At 48.1% G+C, this 19,416-nt stretch carries 16 protein-coding genes; 8 read left to right on the top strand and 8 right to left on the bottom strand.

Annotation, left to right across the window (positions count from 1 at the left end; translation table 11 throughout):
• Positions 1-152: 152 nt before the first annotated feature.
• Positions 153-599: a CBS domain-containing protein gene (locus G7083_RS09105; RefSeq protein WP_166014478.1), complete on the top strand. Its 447-nt coding sequence runs from the start codon at positions 153-155 to the stop codon at positions 597-599.
• A gap of 8 nt (positions 600-607) precedes the next feature.
• On the opposite strand, the gene G7083_RS09100 is transcribed toward G7083_RS09105, so the two are convergent.
• Positions 608-1,513 carry a hydrogen peroxide-inducible genes activator gene (locus tag G7083_RS09100; RefSeq protein WP_166014477.1) on the bottom strand — a complete coding sequence of 302 codons (906 nt, stop codon included), beginning with the start codon at positions 1,511-1,513 and terminating at the stop codon, positions 608-610.
• 222 nt (positions 1,514-1,735) lie between these two features.
• On the opposite strand from G7083_RS09100, the gene G7083_RS09095 reads away from it, so the two are divergent.
• The 3 genes from G7083_RS09095 (at position 1,736) to ppk2 (ending at position 4,257) form a co-directional block, all read left to right on the top strand.
• Positions 1,736-2,341, top strand: coding sequence for a peroxiredoxin C (locus G7083_RS09095; RefSeq protein ID WP_166014476.1), 606 nt, complete (start codon positions 1,736-1,738; stop codon positions 2,339-2,341).
• Between the two features lie 314 nt (positions 2,342-2,655).
• The gene (locus G7083_RS09090; RefSeq protein WP_166014475.1) at positions 2,656-3,420 is read left to right on the top strand and encodes a copper homeostasis protein CutC; all 765 of its coding nucleotides are present in this window, start codon (positions 2,656-2,658) and stop codon (positions 3,418-3,420) included.
• Between the two features lie 60 nt (positions 3,421-3,480).
• Positions 3,481-4,257 carry a polyphosphate kinase 2 gene (ppk2, locus tag G7083_RS09085; protein WP_166014474.1) on the top strand — a complete coding sequence of 259 codons (777 nt, stop codon included), beginning with the start codon at positions 3,481-3,483 and terminating at the stop codon, positions 4,255-4,257.
• A gap of 36 nt (positions 4,258-4,293) precedes the next feature.
• Here ppk2 and phoU read toward each other — a convergent pair whose 3' ends face one another.
• Genes phoU through G7083_RS09065 form a run of 4 tightly spaced genes read right to left on the bottom strand, consistent with a single transcriptional unit; the run spans position 4,294 to position 9,732 of the window.
• Complete coding sequence (phoU, locus tag G7083_RS09080) at positions 4,294-5,004, bottom strand: phosphate signaling complex protein PhoU (protein WP_166014473.1); 711 nt, start codon at positions 5,002-5,004, stop codon at positions 4,294-4,296.
• 34 nt (positions 5,005-5,038) lie between these two features.
• Entirely contained in the window at positions 5,039-5,860 is an 822-nt protein-coding gene (pstB, locus tag G7083_RS09075) for a phosphate ABC transporter ATP-binding protein PstB (protein ID WP_166014472.1), read from the bottom strand.
• 2 nt (positions 5,861-5,862) lie between these two features.
• Positions 5,863-7,527, bottom strand: a complete 1,665-nt coding sequence (gene pstA, locus G7083_RS09070) for a phosphate ABC transporter permease PstA (RefSeq protein WP_166014471.1) — start codon at positions 7,525-7,527, stop codon at positions 5,863-5,865.
• 9 nt (positions 7,528-7,536) lie between these two features.
• On the bottom strand, positions 7,537-9,732 hold the full coding sequence (locus G7083_RS09065; protein ID WP_166014470.1) for an ABC transporter permease subunit: 2,196 nt from the start codon (positions 9,730-9,732) through the stop codon (positions 7,537-7,539).
• 198 nt (positions 9,733-9,930) lie between these two features.
• On the opposite strand from G7083_RS09065, the gene ppk1 reads away from it, so the two are divergent.
• Together ppk1 and ppx are read left to right on the top strand one after the other, a co-directional pair.
• Positions 9,931-12,033: a polyphosphate kinase 1 gene (gene ppk1 / locus G7083_RS09060; protein WP_166014469.1), complete on the top strand. Its 2,103-nt coding sequence runs from the start codon at positions 9,931-9,933 to the stop codon at positions 12,031-12,033.
• Entirely contained in the window at positions 12,017-13,516 is a 1,500-nt protein-coding gene (gene ppx / locus G7083_RS09055; RefSeq protein ID WP_166014468.1) for an exopolyphosphatase, read from the top strand. Before ppk1 ends, ppx begins: the two co-directional genes overlap by 17 nt.
• 119 nt (positions 13,517-13,635) lie before the next feature.
• On the opposite strand, the gene G7083_RS09050 is transcribed toward ppx, so the two are convergent.
• From G7083_RS09050 to phoB, 3 genes are all read right to left on the bottom strand, one after another.
• Positions 13,636-14,604, bottom strand: coding sequence for a PstS family phosphate ABC transporter substrate-binding protein (locus tag G7083_RS09050; RefSeq protein ID WP_166015025.1), 969 nt, complete (start codon positions 14,602-14,604; stop codon positions 13,636-13,638).
• Positions 14,605-14,609: 5 nt separating this feature from the next.
• Positions 14,610-15,911 (bottom strand): phosphate regulon sensor histidine kinase PhoR, encoded by a 1,302-nt coding sequence (gene phoR, locus G7083_RS09045; protein ID WP_166014467.1) that lies wholly within the window; start codon positions 15,909-15,911, stop codon positions 14,610-14,612.
• A 115-nt stretch (positions 15,912-16,026) separates the two neighbouring features.
• Positions 16,027-16,716, bottom strand: a complete 690-nt coding sequence (phoB, locus tag G7083_RS09040) for a phosphate regulon transcriptional regulator PhoB (RefSeq protein ID WP_166014466.1) — start codon at positions 16,714-16,716, stop codon at positions 16,027-16,029.
• Between the two features lie 234 nt (positions 16,717-16,950).
• Here phoB and rdgC point away from each other — a divergent pair, with 234 nt between their 5' ends.
• Both rdgC and yegQ read left to right on the top strand, forming a co-directional pair.
• Positions 16,951-17,865: a recombination-associated protein RdgC gene (rdgC, locus tag G7083_RS09035; protein WP_166014465.1), complete on the top strand. Its 915-nt coding sequence runs from the start codon at positions 16,951-16,953 to the stop codon at positions 17,863-17,865.
• A 150-nt stretch (positions 17,866-18,015) separates the two neighbouring features.
• A complete protein-coding gene (gene yegQ / locus G7083_RS09030) occupies positions 18,016-19,416 on the top strand; it encodes a tRNA 5-hydroxyuridine modification protein YegQ (protein WP_166014464.1) in 1,401 nt (466 codons plus the stop codon).

The following is a 19,416-nucleotide window of genomic DNA, read 5'->3' as shown; positions in this document are numbered from 1 at the left end:
TAACCTTTTGTAAAGCATTCACCGCAACATACTGCAGCATAATATACCCGATATTTTGCTACAGTTCGCAGCAGTCGCCTACTGGCAGCGCTATAGTTAAGCTTGAAGGTGAAAAACCGCTCAAGTTTTTCTGTTTGAGAAAGGAGTTAGCGATGATCAAAGTTGAAGACATGATGACGCGTCATCCACACACTTTACTGCACACGCATACGCTCAGCGATGCCAAACATCTTATGGAAGCACTCGATATCCGACATGTGCCAGTGGTCGATAGCAATAAAAAATTATTGGGCATTATTAGTCAGCGCGATTTATTGGCCGCACAACCAAGCTTGCCACGGATCAGCCCCAATGGCTCATACACACTCGATACTCCACTGTTCGAGGTGATGCATAGCGATGTGATGAGCGTAGCCCCGCAAGCGGGCCTCAAAGAGAGCGCGATGTATATGCAAAAGCATAAAATTGGCTGCTTACCGGTGCTGGCCAAGGGCGAATTGGTCGGCATTATCACCGACAGTGATTTTGTGACCATCGCGATTAATCTGCTCGAATTACAAGAAGAGAGTGACCCCGAACCGTTAGATGAAGATCTGTAGACTAGGCACTACAATAGCTCAGCGACCACTTTAGCAAGCTGATGGAACGTCTCAATCCGCGAAGAACTCGGACGCCAAACCAAGCCGATGTCACGATAGGCTGTTTGGCCCGGCGGGTCGACCACTACCAAATTTTGCTTATCCAGCAAACCATGATCGATCGCCATTTGTGGGATAAAGGTTGTCCCTAAGCCATTGGCAACCATTTGCACTAAGGTATGCAAACTGGTCGCGGTAAACGGATTGATTTTCTCTTTATCCGTCAATTGACAAGCGGAGACCGCGTGCTCAGTCAAGCAGTGCTCTTTTTCCAATAAAAACACCGACTCATCCGGCAGATCCGCATAACGGATCGGTTGGCGGATCTGTCCGACCTGATCACGACTGATCACCATACGAAACGGATCTTGCCCAACCACATAACTCTCCATATTGCCAATATCGACCGGCAACGCCAAAATCAGCACATCCAATTCGCCGCTGCGCAGTGCAGCCAGTAGATTGACCGTAGTATCTTCACGCAGCAATAGATGCAATAGCGGATAACGCTGGTTAATCTGTTGTACTAAATCGCACAGCAAAAAGGGCGCAATGGTCGGAATACAGCCAAGGCGCAACTGGCCTTGCATACTATCGCCTTGGCACAGTTGACCAAGCTCGACTAAATCTTGCCCTTTGGCGAGCAATTCTCGCCCCTGCTGCACCACCAACTCACCAATACGGGTAAACACCAACGGGCTTTTTTTATCTTGCTTTTCATATAAGGGGCAACCGATGAGCTCTTCCAGAGTTTGAATGCCCTTGCTTAAAGTGGATTGACTAACGAAACAGCGCTGCGCCGCTTCGCTAAAGTGGCGCGTTTCGTATAACGTGACCAGATACGATAACTGCTTGAGGCTTGGCCATTTATTCATATTTGATCACAACCTTAACCAGCACCAAAGTGTAAAACATGCTCAAAACCCACCTTTATCTGCATCAGACTAGCATTATCGTTTTTTTCGATTAACCTAATCTAATTAATTCATTTTTTACTTGTTGTTCTTTGTACTATATTTCTTGGCGTTCTTCACGGACTGAATTATGAACTCTATCGAGATAGTTCAGTACTTACAAAATTGCTTAGGAGCAAAAAAATGGTACTAGTTGGTCGTAAAGCCCCTGATTTTACTGCAGCAGCTGTATTGGGTAACGGTGAAATCGTTGATAACTTCAACTTCGCAGAATTTACTAAAGGCAAGAAAGCGGTTGTTTTCTTCTACCCACTAGACTTCACCTTTGTTTGCCCATCTGAACTGATCGCCTTTGACAACCGTTACCAAGACTTTATCGCTAAAGGCGTAGAAGTGATTGGTGTGTCAATTGACTCTCAATTCTCTCATAACGCATGGCGTAACACAGCGGTTGAAAACGGTGGTATCGGTCAAGTGAAATACCCACTGGTTGCCGACGTTAAACACGAAATCTGTAAAGCTTACGATGTAGAGCACCCAGAAGCGGGCGTGGCTTTCCGTGGCTCATTCCTGATTGATGACCAAGGTATGGTTCGTCATCAAGTGGTTAACGATCTGCCACTAGGTCGTAACATCGATGAAATGCTGCGTATGGTTGATGCACTGAATTTCCACCAAACTCACGGTGAAGTGTGCCCAGCGCAATGGGAAGCAGGCAAAGCAGGTATGGAAGCGTCACCAAAAGGTGTAGCCGCATTCCTGTCTCAATACTCTGCTGACCTAAAATAAATCTCTTAACCCCGCGCTCAACACGGGTGGTTGGAAATAATAAAGCGAAAACGCAACGCCAATCAGTTAAGAAGTAAAGTCCTCAAAGCCCAAAGCATTGCTGCGGGCTTTTTTTATCTCTTTCATTTTGCATCCTACTGATGCATATCTATCCCAACTCCCACTCACCTAGCCTCCAGAAACATGGGGGGTAAATAGGTAATTGCAGCGCTAAACTTTACCCCTATTCTAACTCATCATCGGCCATTTCTACTGTTATCATAACGGCTTACAACAGCTTGTACTTTTCCGTTACTCCCGTAGGAGCTCAGCCCATGAATTATCAACTCGAAGTCTGCATCGATAACCTTGAATCACTGCATCATGCACAAGCTGGCGGGGCAACCCGGATTGAGCTTTGCTCATCGCTGGCATTAGGCGGTTTAACCCCAAGCGCAGGGTTAATGCAGCGTGTGGGGCAACTCGCTGCCGTACCGGTTTATGCCATGATCCGCCCCAGAGCCGGTGATTTTTTCTATCACGATGAAGAGTTAGCCATTATGGCGGAAGATATTCATGCGGCACATCATGCCCAATTACAGGGCGTGGTGCTCGGCCTACTGACTCAAGATGGCAATATTGATGTCAAACGTTGCACACCATTGGTAGAACTGGCTCAGTCACTGGGTTTGGGGGTCACTTTTCACCGCGCCTTTGATCACTGCGCTAACCCTGAATGCGCTTTAGAACAGATTATTGCACTTGGTTGTGAGCGAATTTTAAGCTCAGGTTTGGCCAGCAGCGCCGAACTGGGTATCGAGTGCTTAGCACAATTGGTCCAGCAAAGCGCCGGACGAATTTCCATCATGGCAGGGGCTGGCGTCAATCCAGATAATGTGGCGCAGATTGCGTTAGCCACCGGTGTGCATGAGTTGCATCTATCAGCGAAAAGCACGCGTCCAAGCCTAATGCAGTTTGTACGTGCAGAAAGTAAAATGGGCACCGCCGAGTGTGATGACTTTATCATCCCGATCACCAGCCGCGAGATATTGCAAAAAACCGTACAAGCTCTGCGCGCGATCAAGCCTCACGGAATTTAGTGCCACTCGCTGCTATGCTTAAGCGATTAAAGGACTTACCCGATTAGAGGAGAAGATGCGATGACCAAATTGGATAAAAGCAGCTACGAGCGTGAATTAGAACTACTGCAAATTGAGCTGGTTAAATTACAAGAGTGGGTCAAACAACAAAAGCTTAAGCTGGTGGTGATTTTTGAAGGTCGCGATGCGGCAGGCAAAGGTGGGGTGATCAAAACCATTACCGAAAAGCTCAATCCACGGGTGTGCCGGATTGCTGCGCTACCCGCGCCGACCGAAAAAGAGAAGACTCAATGGTACTTTCAGCGCTATGTAGCTCACCTTCCAGCAGGGGGCGAAATCGTGCTGTTTGACCGTAGTTGGTATAACCGCGCAGGGGTCGAAAGAGTGATGGGCTTTTGCAGCGAGGAGGAGTATCAAGAGTTTCTGCGCTCGTGCCCTGAGTTTGAACGCATGTTGCAGCGCTCGGGAATTATCCTGCTCAAATACTGGTTTTCGGTATCCGATGAGGAACAAGAAAAGCGCTTTATTGAGCGGATCAACACCCCAGTGAAACGCTGGAAATTCAGCCCGATGGATCTGGAATCACGCACCCGTTGGGCGGCTTATTCACGAGCTAAAGATGAGATGTTTGCTTATACCGATAGTAAACATTGCCCTTGGTGGGTAGTTCCTTCTGATGACAAAAAACGCGCCCGACTCAATTGTATTAGCCATTTACTAAGCAGCATTGAATATCAAGAGATTGAACATCCGCCGATCACGCTGCCTGAAATTAATAAACAGGGTTACGTGCGACCACCGATCGAAGATCAAACCTTTGTACCACAGCGCTATTGAGCAATAGGATCGCGGCATCGCGATCCCATCATGTGGTTACAAATTCGTTTTTTTGAGCACGTCATTGATGCCTTGATCACCTAAATGGCGCACATCTTTGCCTTTGACAAAGTAAATGATGTACTCGCAGATGTTTTGACAGCGATCACCGACTCGCTCAATCGCACTCGCCGACCAGATAACCTGTAAGATATGCGGAATATTTTTCGGATCTTCCATCATATAGGTCATCAGTTGGCGCACCACCGCTTCATACTCTTTATCGAGCCGGTCATCCTGCTGGTAAATTTCTGCTGCTGCTTGCACATCCATGCGGGCAAACGCGTCCAAGACTTGATGCAGCATCGCTATTGCTTGACGACATAAAGGTTCGAGGGACACCTGAAATTGCTGCTGTTTGGCTGGCGGACGCTCTAGTGCGATATAAGCCATTTTGGTTGCCGAATCACCAATCCGTTCTAAATCAGTAATGGTTTTGATGATCGCCATGATCAAACGTAAATCTTTAGCGGTCGGTTGCCGCTTGGCGATGATGCGGGTACACGCTTCGTCAATCGAGACTTCCATCGTATTCACTTTGTGATCATCGTTAATCACTCGGCGCGCCAGTTTTTCATCATCTTCATGCAAGGCCTGCATCGCCAACGTCAGTTGCTGCTCGACTAAGCCGCCCATAGTCAACACTTGACTACGAATAGACTCCAATTCCACATTGAACTGCCCTGAAATATGTCGACCTAACTGCATAGCACATCCTTACTAAAACTGACTGAACAAAGGCTTAACCGTATCGTCCGGTAATGTAGTCTTCAGTACGCTTTTTCAATGGTGAGGTGAAAATAGTGTCGGTATCTGCGTACTCGATCAACTTTCCCATATGGATAAAAGCGGTGTGATCGCTTACACGTGCCGCCTGTTGCATGTTATGGGTCACGATCACCACGGTATATTTGTTTTTCAGCTCGTGGATCAATTCTTCAATGGTTAAAGTGGAAATCGGATCGAGTGCCGAGGTTGGCTCATCAAGCAGCAACACTTCTGGCTCAATCGCAATCGAGCGCGCAATCACCAAGCGCTGCTGCTGACCACCGGATAAACCAAAGGCATTTTCATGCAAACGGTGCTTCACCTCATCCCACAGTGCGGCGGCACGCAACGAGCGCTCGGCGGCATCATCTAATGTACGGCTATTTTTGATCCCTTGTAGGCGCAACCCATACACCACATTTTCATAAATCGATTTGGGGAAAGGATTTGGACGCTGAAAAACCATGCCGACACGGCGACGCAAGGTCGGCACATCGACATCAGGATGATAAATATTTTTGCCGTGCAGTTTAACCTCGCCTTCAACACGAGTACCTTCCACCAGATCATTCATCCGATTAATGCAGCGTAATAGTGTCGATTTACCGCAGCCAGAAGGGCCGATAAAAGCGGTAACCTGACCTTTCGGAATGCGCATTGAAATATCACTCAAGGCGCAACTCTGCTGGTAATACAGGCTTAAATGCTCAATCGAAATGGCCGTCTGTTGTTCGGTTAAATTATTGACATCTAAAGGCGCTACATAGTAGCCCAGGGTAGGATTTGCAGAATACATAACTAGTCTTGCCCCAACGTTCGGTATTTTTCGCGTAAATTATTACGAATGCTGATAGCGGTTAAATTTAGCGTAACAATCACCGTAACCAATAAAAAAGAAGTGGCGTAAACCAGTGGGCGCGCCGCCTCAATATTGTTGGTTTGAAAACCAATATCATAGATGTGAAAGCCTAAATGCATAAACTTACGTTCCAAATGCACAAACGGAAATTCGCCATCAACCGGTAAGCTTGAAGCCAGCTTAACCGCCCCCACCAACATCAGCGGTGCTACCTCACCAGCAGCACGCGCAATCGCCAAAATCAGTCCTGTAATGATAGCAGGGCTAGCAATCGGTAACACAATGCGCCACAAAGTTTCAAACTGGGTCGCTCCTAATGCTAATGAGCCGTGACGCAGTGAATTAGGGATGCGTGATAAGCCCTCTTCAGTGGCAACAATCACCACCGGCAGAGTTAATACCGCCAGGGTCAACGCCGACCACAATAATCCAGGTGTACCAAAAGTGGGGGTAGGTAAACGCTCGGCATAAAATAGGCTATCGACCGAAGATCCGAGCGTATAGACAAAAAAACCTAAACCAAATACCCCATACACTATCGAAGGAACCCCTGCGAGGTTAATCACCGCCACGCGGATCAGGCGAGTGAATGCGCCCTCTTTGGCGTATTCGTGCAAATAAATCGCGGCAATCACTCCAAGTGGCATCACAATGATCGACATGATCAACACCAACAATACCGTACCGAAAATCGCCGGAAACACGCCACCTTCTGAGTTTGACTCACGCGGCGACTCCGATAAAAAGCGCCACGCTTGCTTGCCCCATTGCGTCAGTTTTTGATCTAGCGTCATCTGATTGGGATACCAGAAATCCAAAATCTCACTTAATGGTACAGCAACCACCTGACCGCGCATATCCGCGACCTGCAAAACTTGCTGATCAAGGGGCGCGCGCAGAGCATCGAGCTGCTGCTGCACTGTAGCCAGTTGTGCTTCTAAATCATTTTTACGTGACAGATACTGTTGTTGATAAGTCTCGGTCAGTCGGTTATCCAACTGCTTACGCCGTCTTTCCAAACGCAGTTTTTCTAGATCGCCGCTGATCACACGCACCTGCTGATCCACAATCTGCTCAACTTGCAGCCGGATCGCTTGAGCTTGTTGCAATGCTTGTCGCAACGCAGTGCTGAGCGGCACAGTAGGCAATGAGGAATCACTGAGCGATGCGTGCACCGGTTCAAAATAGAGCGGTTTGCCAAAGAGTTGGCCACCGCGGCTACGCTCAATCACTGCCCAACCTTGCGGTGCACCTTTCAGCTCAATTTGAAAATCAAGTAATGCAATAAAATCCGAACCATACAGATCTCGATTGGCTACCTTGATATTAAGCCGCGTCGCCAAACCGGCCGCATCCACCGCGATCGGGAGCGGAATATTCATCTGTTTTAAATGGCTCACCGCAACACTTTCCTGTGCGTAAATCTGCCCAATCACCGTGTGACCATCGCTAGTTTGCCACTCTAATAACGGTGCTGGCCAAAAATAGGTAAGGCCACGCCAACCGATGACCAGCAACAAACCGAGCACCGCAATCAAGCTGACACTTACCGCTCCTCCGGTCAGCCAGATCCAAGGAGCACCGGATTTAAACCACTTCAACATATTGCTCCATCATAAAGATCGGTATTTTTCACGCAGCCGCTGACGCACCCACTCCGCTAATGAGTTAACCGCAAAGGTAAAGGTCAACAGCAGCAGCGCGGCTAAAAATAGGATCCGGAAATGCGCGCTTTGCACTTCCGACTCCGGTAATTCGACAGCGATGGTCGCCGATAGAGTGCGCATCCCCTCAAAAATATTCCAATCCAGTAGTGGCGTATTGCCGGTAGCCATCAATACAATCATGGTTTCCCCTACCGCACGGCCAAGCCCCATCATAATCGCGGAAAAGATCCCGGGACTTGCGGTCAGTAACACCACGTACAGCAAGGTTTGCCATGGCGTCGCCCCTAAAGCTAACGAGCCATCAGACAGATGTTTAGGTACGGAGAAAATCGCATCTTCGGCAATAGTGAAAATAGTTGGGATCACCGCAAATCCCATGGCAAAGCCGACCACTAACGCGTTACGCTGATCATAACCAATTCCATGCTGGGCCAGATAAACTCGCAAATCGCCCGCAAATAGCGCGCTTTCTAGCTCGCCACTATACGCCAAAATAAGCAAGGCCTGCCCTATCAGCAGTGGCACTAGAATTAACGCATGCCAACCATTTGGGATCCTACGCAGCCAAGTTTTCGGTAAGCGAGACCAAATAAAACCGACCACCATCGTCGAAACCGGTAGCAGCACCATCAATGCTAGTAAGGCGGGTAAATGGCTTTCGACAAACGGCGCAAACCAGAGTCCAGCCAAAAAGCCAATGATCACCGTCGGCAATGCTTCCATCAATTCAATGCTCGGCTTCACCACTCGTCGCATCGCTGGCGTCATAAAATAGGCGGTATAAATTGCGCCTAATACCGCAATCGGCACTGCAAACAGCATGGCAAACGCCGCGGCTTTGATGGTACCGAAGGCTATCGGTACTAAGCTGAATTTTGCTTCAAAGTCATCGCTGGCCGAGGTCGATTGCCACACAAACTCCGGCTCTGGATACCCTTCGTACCACACTTTTTGCCACAAAGCAGAAAAGGAGATTTCGGGGTTGCGATTTTCGACTCGTGCCAATCGGATCTCGCCTTGATCATAGCTGGCTAAATAAGATTGATTGTTTGACATCGCCACCAACTGTGGCGCTTGTTGATAAGCTCGCTCAAACAGCACCAATTTTTCGCTGGTGGTGTTATGGCTTTGCAAAGTGCCATTGCGATAGAAACTATAAAAACCTTTACTGTGCGTATCTGGCAGCAAAAACCGCACTTCAGAGGCGAGTTTAAAATGCCGAATTGAGCTCAATTGGCGCTCACCCTCACGCAGCACATCAAACCACTGTGATACCAAGCCATCATGATGTACCGCTAATAACGAAAATGCCCCTGACAACAGGTAAAGCTGCGCCACTTGGTGGTGGTTATCGCCGGCACTCATATCCAATACTTGGCGGATCCGATACGTATGTTCTTCAAGCTGGATCACCACCAACTCAGAACCAGTACGCAAATACAGCGTTTTTCCATCAGGGGTCAGCAATAGTTGGCTCAACGCCTCAAACGGCACACTAAGATTGAAGCGGCTCTGCTCTTGTCCAGTTTGCCGATCGAGATGCACTACCTGAATGCGCTGCACTTGATCATAAGTGACAAAAATCAGTTGCTGCTCAGTGAGCGCAAATGCCAATTGCTGCAATCGCTGCTCACTGATACGCCATTCGGCAGGCAAAGCGAGACGCTCGACACTGGGGGTAAATTGACGCCCCTGCGCAGTCATCGAATGGGCCAGTTGCGGATGAAACACCGCCACTTGGTTCTGTTCACCGACGGCGGCAAACCAGCCTTGCGCAGCCGGTGTTTGCGCCCAGAGCGCAGGTTTAAAACCTAAGGCTTGTCTGAAGATGGGTTGCTGCGTTGACTGCGTTAATGGCCAAAATTCGGCGACACCTTGCGCGGATAATAGCCAAGCATTCTCACCATAATCATCAATGCTCATCGCTAACGGTGCCGGAGTTGAAATCGATTGGGTCGCGACATCAGCATGCCATTTAGCATCGCCAAACAGTGGTAATACCACCAACGCCAAATAGATAAAGATCAGCACCAGAGCGCCCAACACACTCACCCCACCACAGGTCACTGCAAAACGTACCACACGGTCTTTGACTAACCGTGCGCGATCACGTTCTTTCAATGAAAATGGCTGTCTGACCATGCTTGGGATTACCTACAGGTTGGAGGAGTGTCATAATATTTCTATTCGGTGACAATTATATTACAAGCGACAATAAATTACTGAAATCAAAACAACTCTATGATACAGAAGGCAGTGCAATAAAACTGTCACAAAAATGACCTAATTTGCATGGCTTCTGATGATGATTACGTAACGTCACAATGGCAAAGGTAAAGTATGAGTGCGGATAAGCTGTACATCGACAAGGAACTGAGTTGGCTCTCATTTAATGAGCGCGTATTACAAGAAGCCGCGGATAAAACCGTGCCACTGATTGAGCGGATCCGTTTTCTCGGGATATTTTCCAACAACCTCGATGAATTTTACAAAGTGCGCTTTGCCGATGTGAAACGGCAAATTTTGATCAACCGCGAACGAGGCGGTAACGACACCTCCAAACACCTGCTCTCGCGCATGCAAAGTAAAGCGCTCAAACTCAACCAAGACTTCGATAATCTCTACAATGAACTGATTTTAGAAATGGCCAGACGGCGTATTTTCTTAGTCAATGAAACTCAACTCGATGACATCCAGCTCAAATGGGTCAAGAAGTATTTCCATAAAGAAGTTCTGCCGCACGTGACCCCGATCATGCTGCGAGATGACATCGATGTCATGCAGTTTTTGAAAGACGAATACGCTTACATTGCCGTTGAAATGCGCTGTGGTACAGAGTTTAAGTACGCACTGATTGAGATCCCAACCGATCAACTGCCGCGTTTTGTGATGCTACCAGAGCAAAAAGGCAAACGCCGTAAAACTATTATTCTGCTCGATAATATTATCCGCCTTTGTCTCGATGAAATTTTCCGTGGTTTTTACCACTATGACTCGCTCAACGGCTACTCGATGAAAATGACTCGCGATGCCGAATATGATTTACGGCACGAAGTGGAATACAGCTTACTCGAACAAATGTCGGAAGGCTTGAGTCAACGTTTAACCGCGCTGCCGGTACGCTTCGTGTATGAGCGTGAAATGCCAGAAGCGATGCTGAAAATTTTATGCCAGAAACTCAAAATTTCGCACTACGATAGTTTGACCCCAGGGGGTCGCTACCACAATTTTAAAGATTTTATTTCCTTTCCGAACGTCGGGCGTGACTACTTAGAAAATAAACCGTTACCGCCAATGACCTGTGCCGATTTTGAAGGCCATGCAAACGCCTTTGATGCGATCCGCGCGCAAGATATTTTATTGCACTACCCTTATCACAGCTTTGAACACATTACCGAGCTGGTACGCCAAGCCTCTTTTGATCCCAAAGTCGTCAGCATCAAAATCAATATTTACCGGGTCGCAAAAGATTCACGCTTGATGAACTCACTGGTCGATGCAGTGCACAATGGCAAACGGGTGATTGTGGTGGTCGAATTGCAGGCGCGCTTTGATGAAGAGGCCAATATTGAGTGGTCACGCATTCTAACCGATGCCGGTGTGCATGTTATTTTCGGTGTGCCTGGCATGAAAATTCACGCCAAATTGCTGTTGATTACCCGCAAAGAGGGCGATGATTTCGTTCGTTATGCGCATATTGGCACAGGCAACTTCCACGAACGTACCGCACGGATTTACACTGACTTTGCGCTGCTGACGGCCAACCAAGAATTGGCTTCCGAAGTCCGCGCCGTATTTGCCTATATTGAAAATCCATTCCGACCGGTCAAGTTTAACCATCTGATTGTTTCACCACGCAATTCTCGCATCCAACTCTACCGCCTGTTAGATGGTGAAATTGCTAATGCCAAAGCAGGTAAACCCGCGGCCATCACCCTCAAAGTCAACAACTTAGTCGATAAGGGATTGATCAATAAATTGTATGGCGCGAGTGCCGCTGGGGTAAAAATTCGCATGATCATTCGCGGCATGTGCTCTTTGGTTCCTGGCGTTGCCGGCGTGAGTGACAATATTGAGATCATCAGTATTATTGATCGTTTCCTTGAGCACCCGCGTGTGCTGGTGGTGCATAATGATGGCAATCCGCAGGTATTGATTTCCTCCGCTGATTGGATGGAACGCAATATCGATCATCGGATTGAAGTTATGACGCCGATCCGTGACGAACGTATCAAACAACGTATCATCGATATTCTTAATATTCAGTTCATCGATACGGTCAAAGCGCGTCGTATCGACAAGGAAATGAGCAATCAGTACGTAGAACGCGGCAATCGCAGAAAAGTACGTTCCCAAATTGCCATTTACGACTATCTTAAAAATGTCGAAAAACAAACTCGCAAAGCACAGGGGCAACAGGAAACCAATGACAACAGTCAGTAATGCCAGAGAAATCGCCGCGATTGATCTCGGCTCCAACAGTTTTCACATGGTGGTCGCCAAAGTGGTCGATCAAGATCTCCAGTTGATCAGTCGTCACAAACAACGAGTCCGGCTGGCTGCAGGGTTAGATGCAGAGAAAAATCTCGACCCAGAGGCGATGCAACGCGGCTTAGAGTGCTTAACCATGTTCGCCGAACGCTTACAAGGGTTTGATCCACATAACGTTCGCATCGCGGCCACCCACACGCTGCGCCAAGCCAGTAATGCTAACGTGTTTATTCAGCGCGCACTTGAAGTGTTGCCCTTTCCGATTGAGATCATCCCCGGCGCAGAAGAAGCTCGTTTGATTTATCTTGGGGTCGCTCACACTCAGCCACAAGCCGACTCGATGCTGGTGGTGGATATTGGTGGCGGCAGCACGGAAATGATCATCGGTACAGGCTTTGAGGCCGAGCTGGTCAACAGTAAACAGATGGGATGCGTCAATTTTACTGAGGCTTACTTTGCCAACGGTAAACTATCACGCAAAAACTTTTCCCAAGCGATTGTCGCCAGTGAACAGAAGTTAGAAGCGATTGCCGCTCAATATCGTAAAAAAGGCTGGCAAGTCGCGTTTGGATCTTCCGGTACCATTAAAGCGATTCGCGAAGTCTTGCTCGGACAGGGGTATGATGATGGCCTGATCACCTTTGAGCGACTCAGTAAGCTGATCGACAAACTGTGTGAATCCGATGACATCGAACAGTTACAACTGCCCGGTTTAACCGATGATCGCAAGCCGGTATTTGCTGCCGGTGTCGCTATCTTATCCGCGGTGTTCCAAGGTTTAAAAATCAAAGAGATGCACTTCTCTGATGGTGCGTTACGCGAAGGGCTACTGTATGAGATGGAAGATCGCTTCAAGTATTCCGATATTCGTTTGCGAACCACCGAAAACCTCGCTGCCAAGCATCTAGTCGATTTAGAGCATGCGGCAAAAGTCAAAGGCCACGCGCGTGAGTTTCTGGCACAAGTTTCAGCAGAGCTCGGCTTAGCGCAAGACAATGAGCTGCGTGATTTGCTCGAATGGAGTGCACTACTGCATGAAGTGGGACTGAGTATTAACTTACAAGGTTTTCATCGCCATTCAGCCTACATTTTACGCCATAACAACATGGCCGGCTTTAACAGCGAGCAGCAATTGGTGCTGTCCAATTTGGCCCGTTTTCAACGTAAATCACTCAAACTGAGTGAATTGGACGATTTTAGCCTATTTAAGAAAAAACATGTGATTGGCCTGATCCGCGTTTTACGCTTAGCGATTTTAGTCAATGGCCAGCGTAATGATGATCCACTGCCACCACTGACCTTATCGGCCAAAGAAGATGAATGGCAACTGCAATCGACCCAGCCTGACTGGTTAGAAAACAACAAGCTACTGCACGCGGATTTGCTCTCCGAACAAGAGTACTGGCGTGAAGCCGGTTGGCAACTGCTGTTTTAATTTTGCACCATTTATAAAGCCACAGCGCCCAACTCAGGTTGGGCGTTTTGATATAAGAGATTAGCGATAACTAATGTGGCTGCGGTAAACGGCAAACTCGTCCGTGTTCAAGATCACGATTAACGGTTTGAGCTGATAATCCCTACTTTGGCTAACTCTTCTGCGGCAACTTGGGCGGTGATGGCTAAATAACCATCTTTCGCGACTAACGCTTGTCCCTGCTGGGAAAAAATAAAGCGAATAAATTCACGTTCAATCGGTGACAATTCTCGATTGGGATTTTTGTTCACATACACATACAAATAACGTGAGAGCGGGTAAGCCCCTGACAAAATATTGGCCTGAGTCGGCTCAATATACTGCTCACCTGCACGGGCTATCGGTAACAGCTTAGCGCCTGAAACACGATAGCCAATCCCAGAATAACCAAGGGTATTAATGGATGAGGCGACCGATTGTACCACCGAGGCCGACCCCGGCTGCTCATTAACCCGAGTTTGGAAATCGCCCTGACATAAAGCGTGCTGCTTAAAGTAGCCATAAGTCCCTGAAACTGAATTACGCCCAAACAGCTGAATATTGCGCTTGGCCCAGTCATAAGGCAAACCTAACTGCGCCCAGGTGGTGATCGGATAATTGGCACCACAACGCAAGGTTGAGGAGAAGATCGCATCCAACTGCTGAAAATTGAGACCTTGGATCGGGTTATCACGCTGCACAAAAATCCCAACCGCATCAATCGCCACCCGTAAAGCAGTCGGCTTATAACCATGCATCGCCTCAAAAGAAGCGATTTCACTACTGCGCATCGGGCGACTCATCGGGCCAAACTGAGCGGTACTTTCAGATAATGCCGGAGGGGCGGTAGCCGAACCAGAGGCCTGAACTTGTGCATTGACCGCCGGATAATAGGCTTGAAATTCTTCGACCCACAGCGTAGTCATCCCCGCCAGCGTGTCAGATCCAACCGATAACAAGCTACCCGAGATACCACTGACTTTGTTATAGCTGGCTAAGTCGTGATCGACTCCGCTTGCAGCAGACGCCAGCAAGCTCAGTGAGCTGAATAACCCAATCCGACTTCGCATCGAGATCATAGTTTGGCCACTAAACGCTTAGGGAGCACAAAAGAGAACTGGCTCCCCACCCCAACTTGGCTATGGATCTCTAAATGAGAGTCGTGGTGTGCCAAAGCGTGTTTGACAATTGCCAAACCTAAACCACTGCCACCAGTATCGCGGGAACGCGCTTTATCCACTCGATAAAAACGCTCAGTGAGTCGGTGCAGATGCTGCGGTTCAATCCCCTCGCCTTTATCTTCCACTTCTAAGCAAGCGCCTTGACTCGAGCGATACCAACGTACATCAATCTGCGCACCGGGCGGAGTATATTTCACCGCGTTATACACCAAATTAGAGATGGCACTGCGCAGTTGATCTTCATCCGCCAGCACCTTGAGACTTTTATCGACCTCAAAATGCAGTTGATGCTGCCCATCACCACTCAAGCTCGCGGCTTCTTTCTCTAAGACATCCAGCATGGCTGGGACATCCACCACTTGATCGAGTTCGACAATCGGCGAAGCTTCAATTTTTGATAGCGTCAGCAATTGGTTAACTAGGCTATTCATTCGATTCAGTTGCTCGGTCATCACCCCATGGGCTTTACCCCACATTGGGCCCGCTAACACATCCGGATCTTCGGTCATCTCCAAATAGCCTTGCAGCACCGTCATTGGAGTGCGCAGCTCATGGGAAACGTTAGCAAAGAAATTACGTCGCATCCCTTCTAGCTGCTTAAGCTGAGTGACATCACGTACCACCATTAGGTGCTCACCTTCGGTATAAGGCACAATCCGCAGTTCTAACATCCGCTCACTATTGAGTGGTGAGCGCATTTCCAGTGGATCGGTAAAATCGTCTTTTTTGAGATATTTGATAAAGTCTGGAGTGCGCAGCAAATTAGAGATCGGCTGTCCAGCATCATCTGGCCAGCGAAACCCCAGCAAATGCTGTGCTAGACGGTTACACCATACAATATTGCCTTCACTACGAAACACCACCACCGCATCGGGCAGCGATTCACCACCATTCCGAAAGCGGCGGATCAAATTGGTCAACTCTTTGCGTTTTTTACGATGACGCTGCTGTAAACGATAAATACCATTAAACAGCGACTCCCAGTTACCACTGCCAGAGGGAGGCGTTAGGCGCTTTTCATCCCACAGCCAAGCTGAAAGGCGAATTTGATGGTTCAAATGCCAAGCCAGCTGCAATACTGTCGCAACCAGCAGCAACCACGGCATTTGTCCAAAAATCCACCCCACCACAATCCATGGCAAGTAAAAAAAAGCCAGCTCCCAAGCCAGCTTTTTCCAGGTTAGACGTTCAACCATACGAATCTGTATACCACCTCTTCGGCTTTAATCGCGAAAAAACGACACTTGCGTTAAACAACTGGCTTTGCTTGCACAACTAAGGTTTAGTTGAAAACTAGGCTTTGATTTAAAACTAGGCTTTAGTTGAAAAACGGTATCCTGCACCGCGCACCGTTTGGATAAACTTATCATGCCCAGCCTCTTCCAACGCTTTACGCAGGCGACGAATATGTACATCCACCGTGCGATCTTCGACATAAACGTTGGTCCCCCAAACGTTATTGAGCAGTTGTTCGCGGCTATACACTCGCTCTTGATGAGTCATAAAGAAATGCAGCATTTTAAATTCGGTCGGACCCATGTCCAACGCCTGATCATTTGCAGTCACACGGTGTGATACGGGATCAAGTTTTAAACCTTGTACATCAATCACATCTTCTAGTGCGGTTGGAGTGACACGACGGATCACCGCTTTTAAACGCGCGACCAGCTCTTTAGGTGAAAAAGGTTTGGTGATGTAATCATCCGCACCAACTTCTAAGCCGCGCACTTTATCTTCTTCTTCACCACGCGCGGTGAGCATTACAACCGGAATGTTGCGCGTCATCTCTTCGCGCTTCATGTGCTTGATGAGGTTGATACCGCTGCCGCCAGGCAACATCCAATCGAGCAGGACCAGATCAGGAAAAGGCTCAGCCAGTTTACTCAGCGCCGAATCATAATCTTCGGCCTCAACCGCCTGATAACCTTTTTGTTCAAGCACGAAACACAACATTTCACGGATCGGTGCTTCGTCTTCAACAACCAGAATCCTTCTAGACATAATTGATTAACCCTTGTTTTTCAGCAACGCTGTGCATTATGGGAAATATTTATGACACTTTTGTGACCTTTGCAAACAAATTTTCATATAAGGTTCAGCCGAGATTCATATAGCCAAGCTAGGAAAACCAGCCGCAACCAGTGAGCAGTAAAGGCTGATTTTTTGAATTAGGGTTAGGACTTTATCAGCGGATTCCCCTATCATGTGGCGCTTGCTAATCGAGGGAAAACACGAATGTGGTTTAAAAACTGTATGCTGTATCGCGTCAATCGCGAGGTTAACTTCAATGCCGATCAACTGGAAAAACAGTTGGCTGAATTTCGTTTTACGCCATGCGGTAGTCAGGATAAACAGAAGTTTGGCTGGGTTGCTGCGCTAGGTAAACACGGCGATATGATGACCCATGTTAGTGACAACCGCATTTTGATCTGCGCGAAGCGTGAAGAAAAAATGTTACCCGCATCAGTGATCAAAGAGTCACTCAATGCCAAAGTCGAAGCTCTGGAAATCCAAGAAGGCCGCCCACTCAAGAAAAAAGAGCAAGAGGCGCTCAAAGAAGAGATTGTGATCGATTTGCTGCCGCGCGCATTTAGCAAAAGCCAACTGACTTTTGTGCTGATCATGCCAAGTGAAGGCTTCATTTTAGTTGATGCGGGCAGCTATAAAAAAGCGGAAGAAGTTTTGGCACTGCTGCGCAAAACCATGGGTAGCTTGCCAGTAGTACCGGCCATTCCTGAGATTGCCGTGGAAACAACTCTGACCCAATGGGTCAAGGATGGTCATCTCCCCCAAGGTTTTAGCCTGATGGAAGAAGCGGAACTGAAATCACTGTTGGATGATGGAGCCACCATTCGCTGTAAAAAACAAGAACTGAGTAGTGATGAAATCCTCAGTCATATACAAGCCAATAAAGTGGTCACCAAACTGGCGATCAACTGGCAAGATCGGATCCGCTTTATGTTGGCGGAAGATTGCAGCATCAAGCGGTTGGCTTACAGCGATGAGCTCAAAGAGCAAAATGATGATATTGCCCGCGAAGATCGCGCCGCGCGCCTAGATGCCGATTTCTCACTGCTGTGTGGAGAAATGGCGGTATTTTTACCGGATCTGTTCAACGCATTAGGCGGTCTGCCCCATCCTGAAGCCTAAGCGCCACTTGCCGATTATTTCACCACCTCAGTCACTCTGAGGTGGTGAGAGTTTCACTAGGCAGCGTAAAGTTTTTGACGTAAAATTTGCGCCCTTTCCAATACCATCAGGTGGTATTGGCCTGACTTGAGATCAGATGAGACGCAAACCATGAGCACAACAACCCCCTTTGTACCAGAACTGCTTTCCCCTGCCGGCAGCCTAAAAAATATGCGTTACGCTTTTGCCTACGGCGCAGATGCGGTGTACGCCGGGCAACCACGTTATAGCCTGCGCGTGCGTAACAACGAGTTCAATCACGAAAACCTGCAAATCGGGATTAACGAAGCACACGCACTGGGTAAAAAATTCTATGTGGTGTGCAATATTCAGCCACACAACTCTAAGCTAAAAACATTTCTCCGTGACCTTAAACCGGTGATTGATATGGGACCTGATGCGCTGATCATGTCCGATCCAGGTCTCATCATGATGGTGCGCGAAGAGTTTCCACACATGCCGATCCACCTTTCGGTACAAGCCAATGCTGTGAACTGGGCAACCGTAAAATTTTGGGCCTCACAAGGGGTGGAGCGCGTGATTGTCTCACGGGAACTCTCTTTGGAAGAGATCGAAGAGATCCGTGAGCAATGCCCAAATACTGAAATTGAAGTGTTTGTACATGGAGCATTGTGCATGGCTTATTCTGGTCGTTGTTTGCTCTCTGGCTACATTAATAAACGCGATCCAAACCAAGGGACTTGCACCAACGCGTGCCGCTGGGAATATAAAGTCGAGGCCGCCAAAGAAAATGAAGCGGGCCAAATCGTTGAACAGTTTGATCCACAGGCGGCACAAGCCATCGAAGTCCAAGATCAACGGCCCGATACCACCATTGGTGCAGGCAAACCGATTGATGATGTGGTGCTGCTTTCTGAGAGCCATCGTCCTGATGAAAAAATGGCCGCCTTTGAAGATGAGCACGGCACTTACATTATGAATTCGAAAGATTTACGCGCGATTCAGCACGTCGAGCGCCTGACTCAAATGGGTGTGCACTCACTGAAAATCGAAGGACGGACCAAATCTTTCTACTACTGTGCACGTACTGCGCAGGTGTACCGCAAAGCGATTGATGATGCCGTAGCGGGTAAACCTTTCGATGAGAGCCTAATGACCACGCTAGAAAGCTTAGCCCATCGCGGTTATACCGAGGGTTTCCTGCGTCGCCACACTCATGATGCTTATCAAAACTACGATTATGGCTATTCCGTTTCTGACACTCAGCAGTTTGTCGGTGAATTCACTGGTAAACGCCGTGGTGCGCTGGCTGAAGTGGAAGTGAAAAATAAATTTGTACTTGGTGATAGCCTTGAGCTGATGACGCCCAAAGGTAATATTATCTTCTCGTTACAAGCGATGGAAAACCGTAAAGGTGAAGCAACCGATGATGCCAAAGGTAATGGTCACTTTGTTTACATTCCGGTACCAGAAGAGCTGGATCTCAGCTACACACTGCTGATGCGTAACTTGGTTTCAGGACAAGATACCCGTAACCCAACAGGCAAATAA

The sequence above is a fragment of the Vibrio sp. HDW18 genome (assembly GCF_011306175.1).
Taxonomy (GTDB): Bacteria; Pseudomonadota; Gammaproteobacteria; order Enterobacterales; family Vibrionaceae; genus Vibrio; species Vibrio chanodichtyis.
This window is presented reverse-complemented; position numbering and strand designations above follow the sequence as displayed.

Excerpts from the sequence above, each read along its gene's own strand:
- G7083_RS09105 (WP_166014478.1), top strand. The coding sequence starts at position 153 with ATGATCAAAGTTGAAGACATGATGACGCGTCATCCACACACTTTACTG.
- G7083_RS09100 (WP_166014477.1), bottom strand. The coding sequence starts at position 1,513 with ATGAATAAATGGCCAAGCCTCAAGCAGTTATCGTATCTGGTCACGTTA.
- G7083_RS09095 (WP_166014476.1), top strand. The coding sequence starts at position 1,736 with ATGGTACTAGTTGGTCGTAAAGCCCCTGATTTTACTGCAGCAGCTGTA.
- G7083_RS09090 (WP_166014475.1), top strand. The coding sequence starts at position 2,656 with ATGAATTATCAACTCGAAGTCTGCATCGATAACCTTGAATCACTGCAT.
- ppk2 (WP_166014474.1), top strand. The coding sequence starts at position 3,481 with ATGACCAAATTGGATAAAAGCAGCTACGAGCGTGAATTAGAACTACTG.
- phoU (WP_166014473.1), bottom strand. The coding sequence starts at position 5,004 with ATGCAGTTAGGTCGACATATTTCAGGGCAGTTCAATGTGGAATTGGAG.
- pstB (WP_166014472.1), bottom strand. The coding sequence starts at position 5,860 with ATGTATTCTGCAAATCCTACCCTGGGCTACTATGTAGCGCCTTTAGAT.
- pstA (WP_166014471.1), bottom strand. The coding sequence starts at position 7,527 with ATGTTGAAGTGGTTTAAATCCGGTGCTCCTTGGATCTGGCTGACCGGA.
- G7083_RS09065 (WP_166014470.1), bottom strand. The coding sequence starts at position 9,732 with ATGGTCAGACAGCCATTTTCATTGAAAGAACGTGATCGCGCACGGTTA.
- ppk1 (WP_166014469.1), top strand. The coding sequence starts at position 9,931 with ATGAGTGCGGATAAGCTGTACATCGACAAGGAACTGAGTTGGCTCTCA.
- ppx (WP_166014468.1), top strand. The coding sequence starts at position 12,017 with ATGACAACAGTCAGTAATGCCAGAGAAATCGCCGCGATTGATCTCGGC.
- G7083_RS09050 (WP_166015025.1), bottom strand. The coding sequence starts at position 14,604 with ATGCGAAGTCGGATTGGGTTATTCAGCTCACTGAGCTTGCTGGCGTCT.
- phoR (WP_166014467.1), bottom strand. The coding sequence starts at position 15,911 with ATGGTTGAACGTCTAACCTGGAAAAAGCTGGCTTGGGAGCTGGCTTTT.
- phoB (WP_166014466.1), bottom strand. The coding sequence starts at position 16,716 with ATGTCTAGAAGGATTCTGGTTGTTGAAGACGAAGCACCGATCCGTGAA.
- rdgC (WP_166014465.1), top strand. The coding sequence starts at position 16,951 with ATGTGGTTTAAAAACTGTATGCTGTATCGCGTCAATCGCGAGGTTAAC.
- yegQ (WP_166014464.1), top strand. The coding sequence starts at position 18,016 with ATGAGCACAACAACCCCCTTTGTACCAGAACTGCTTTCCCCTGCCGGC.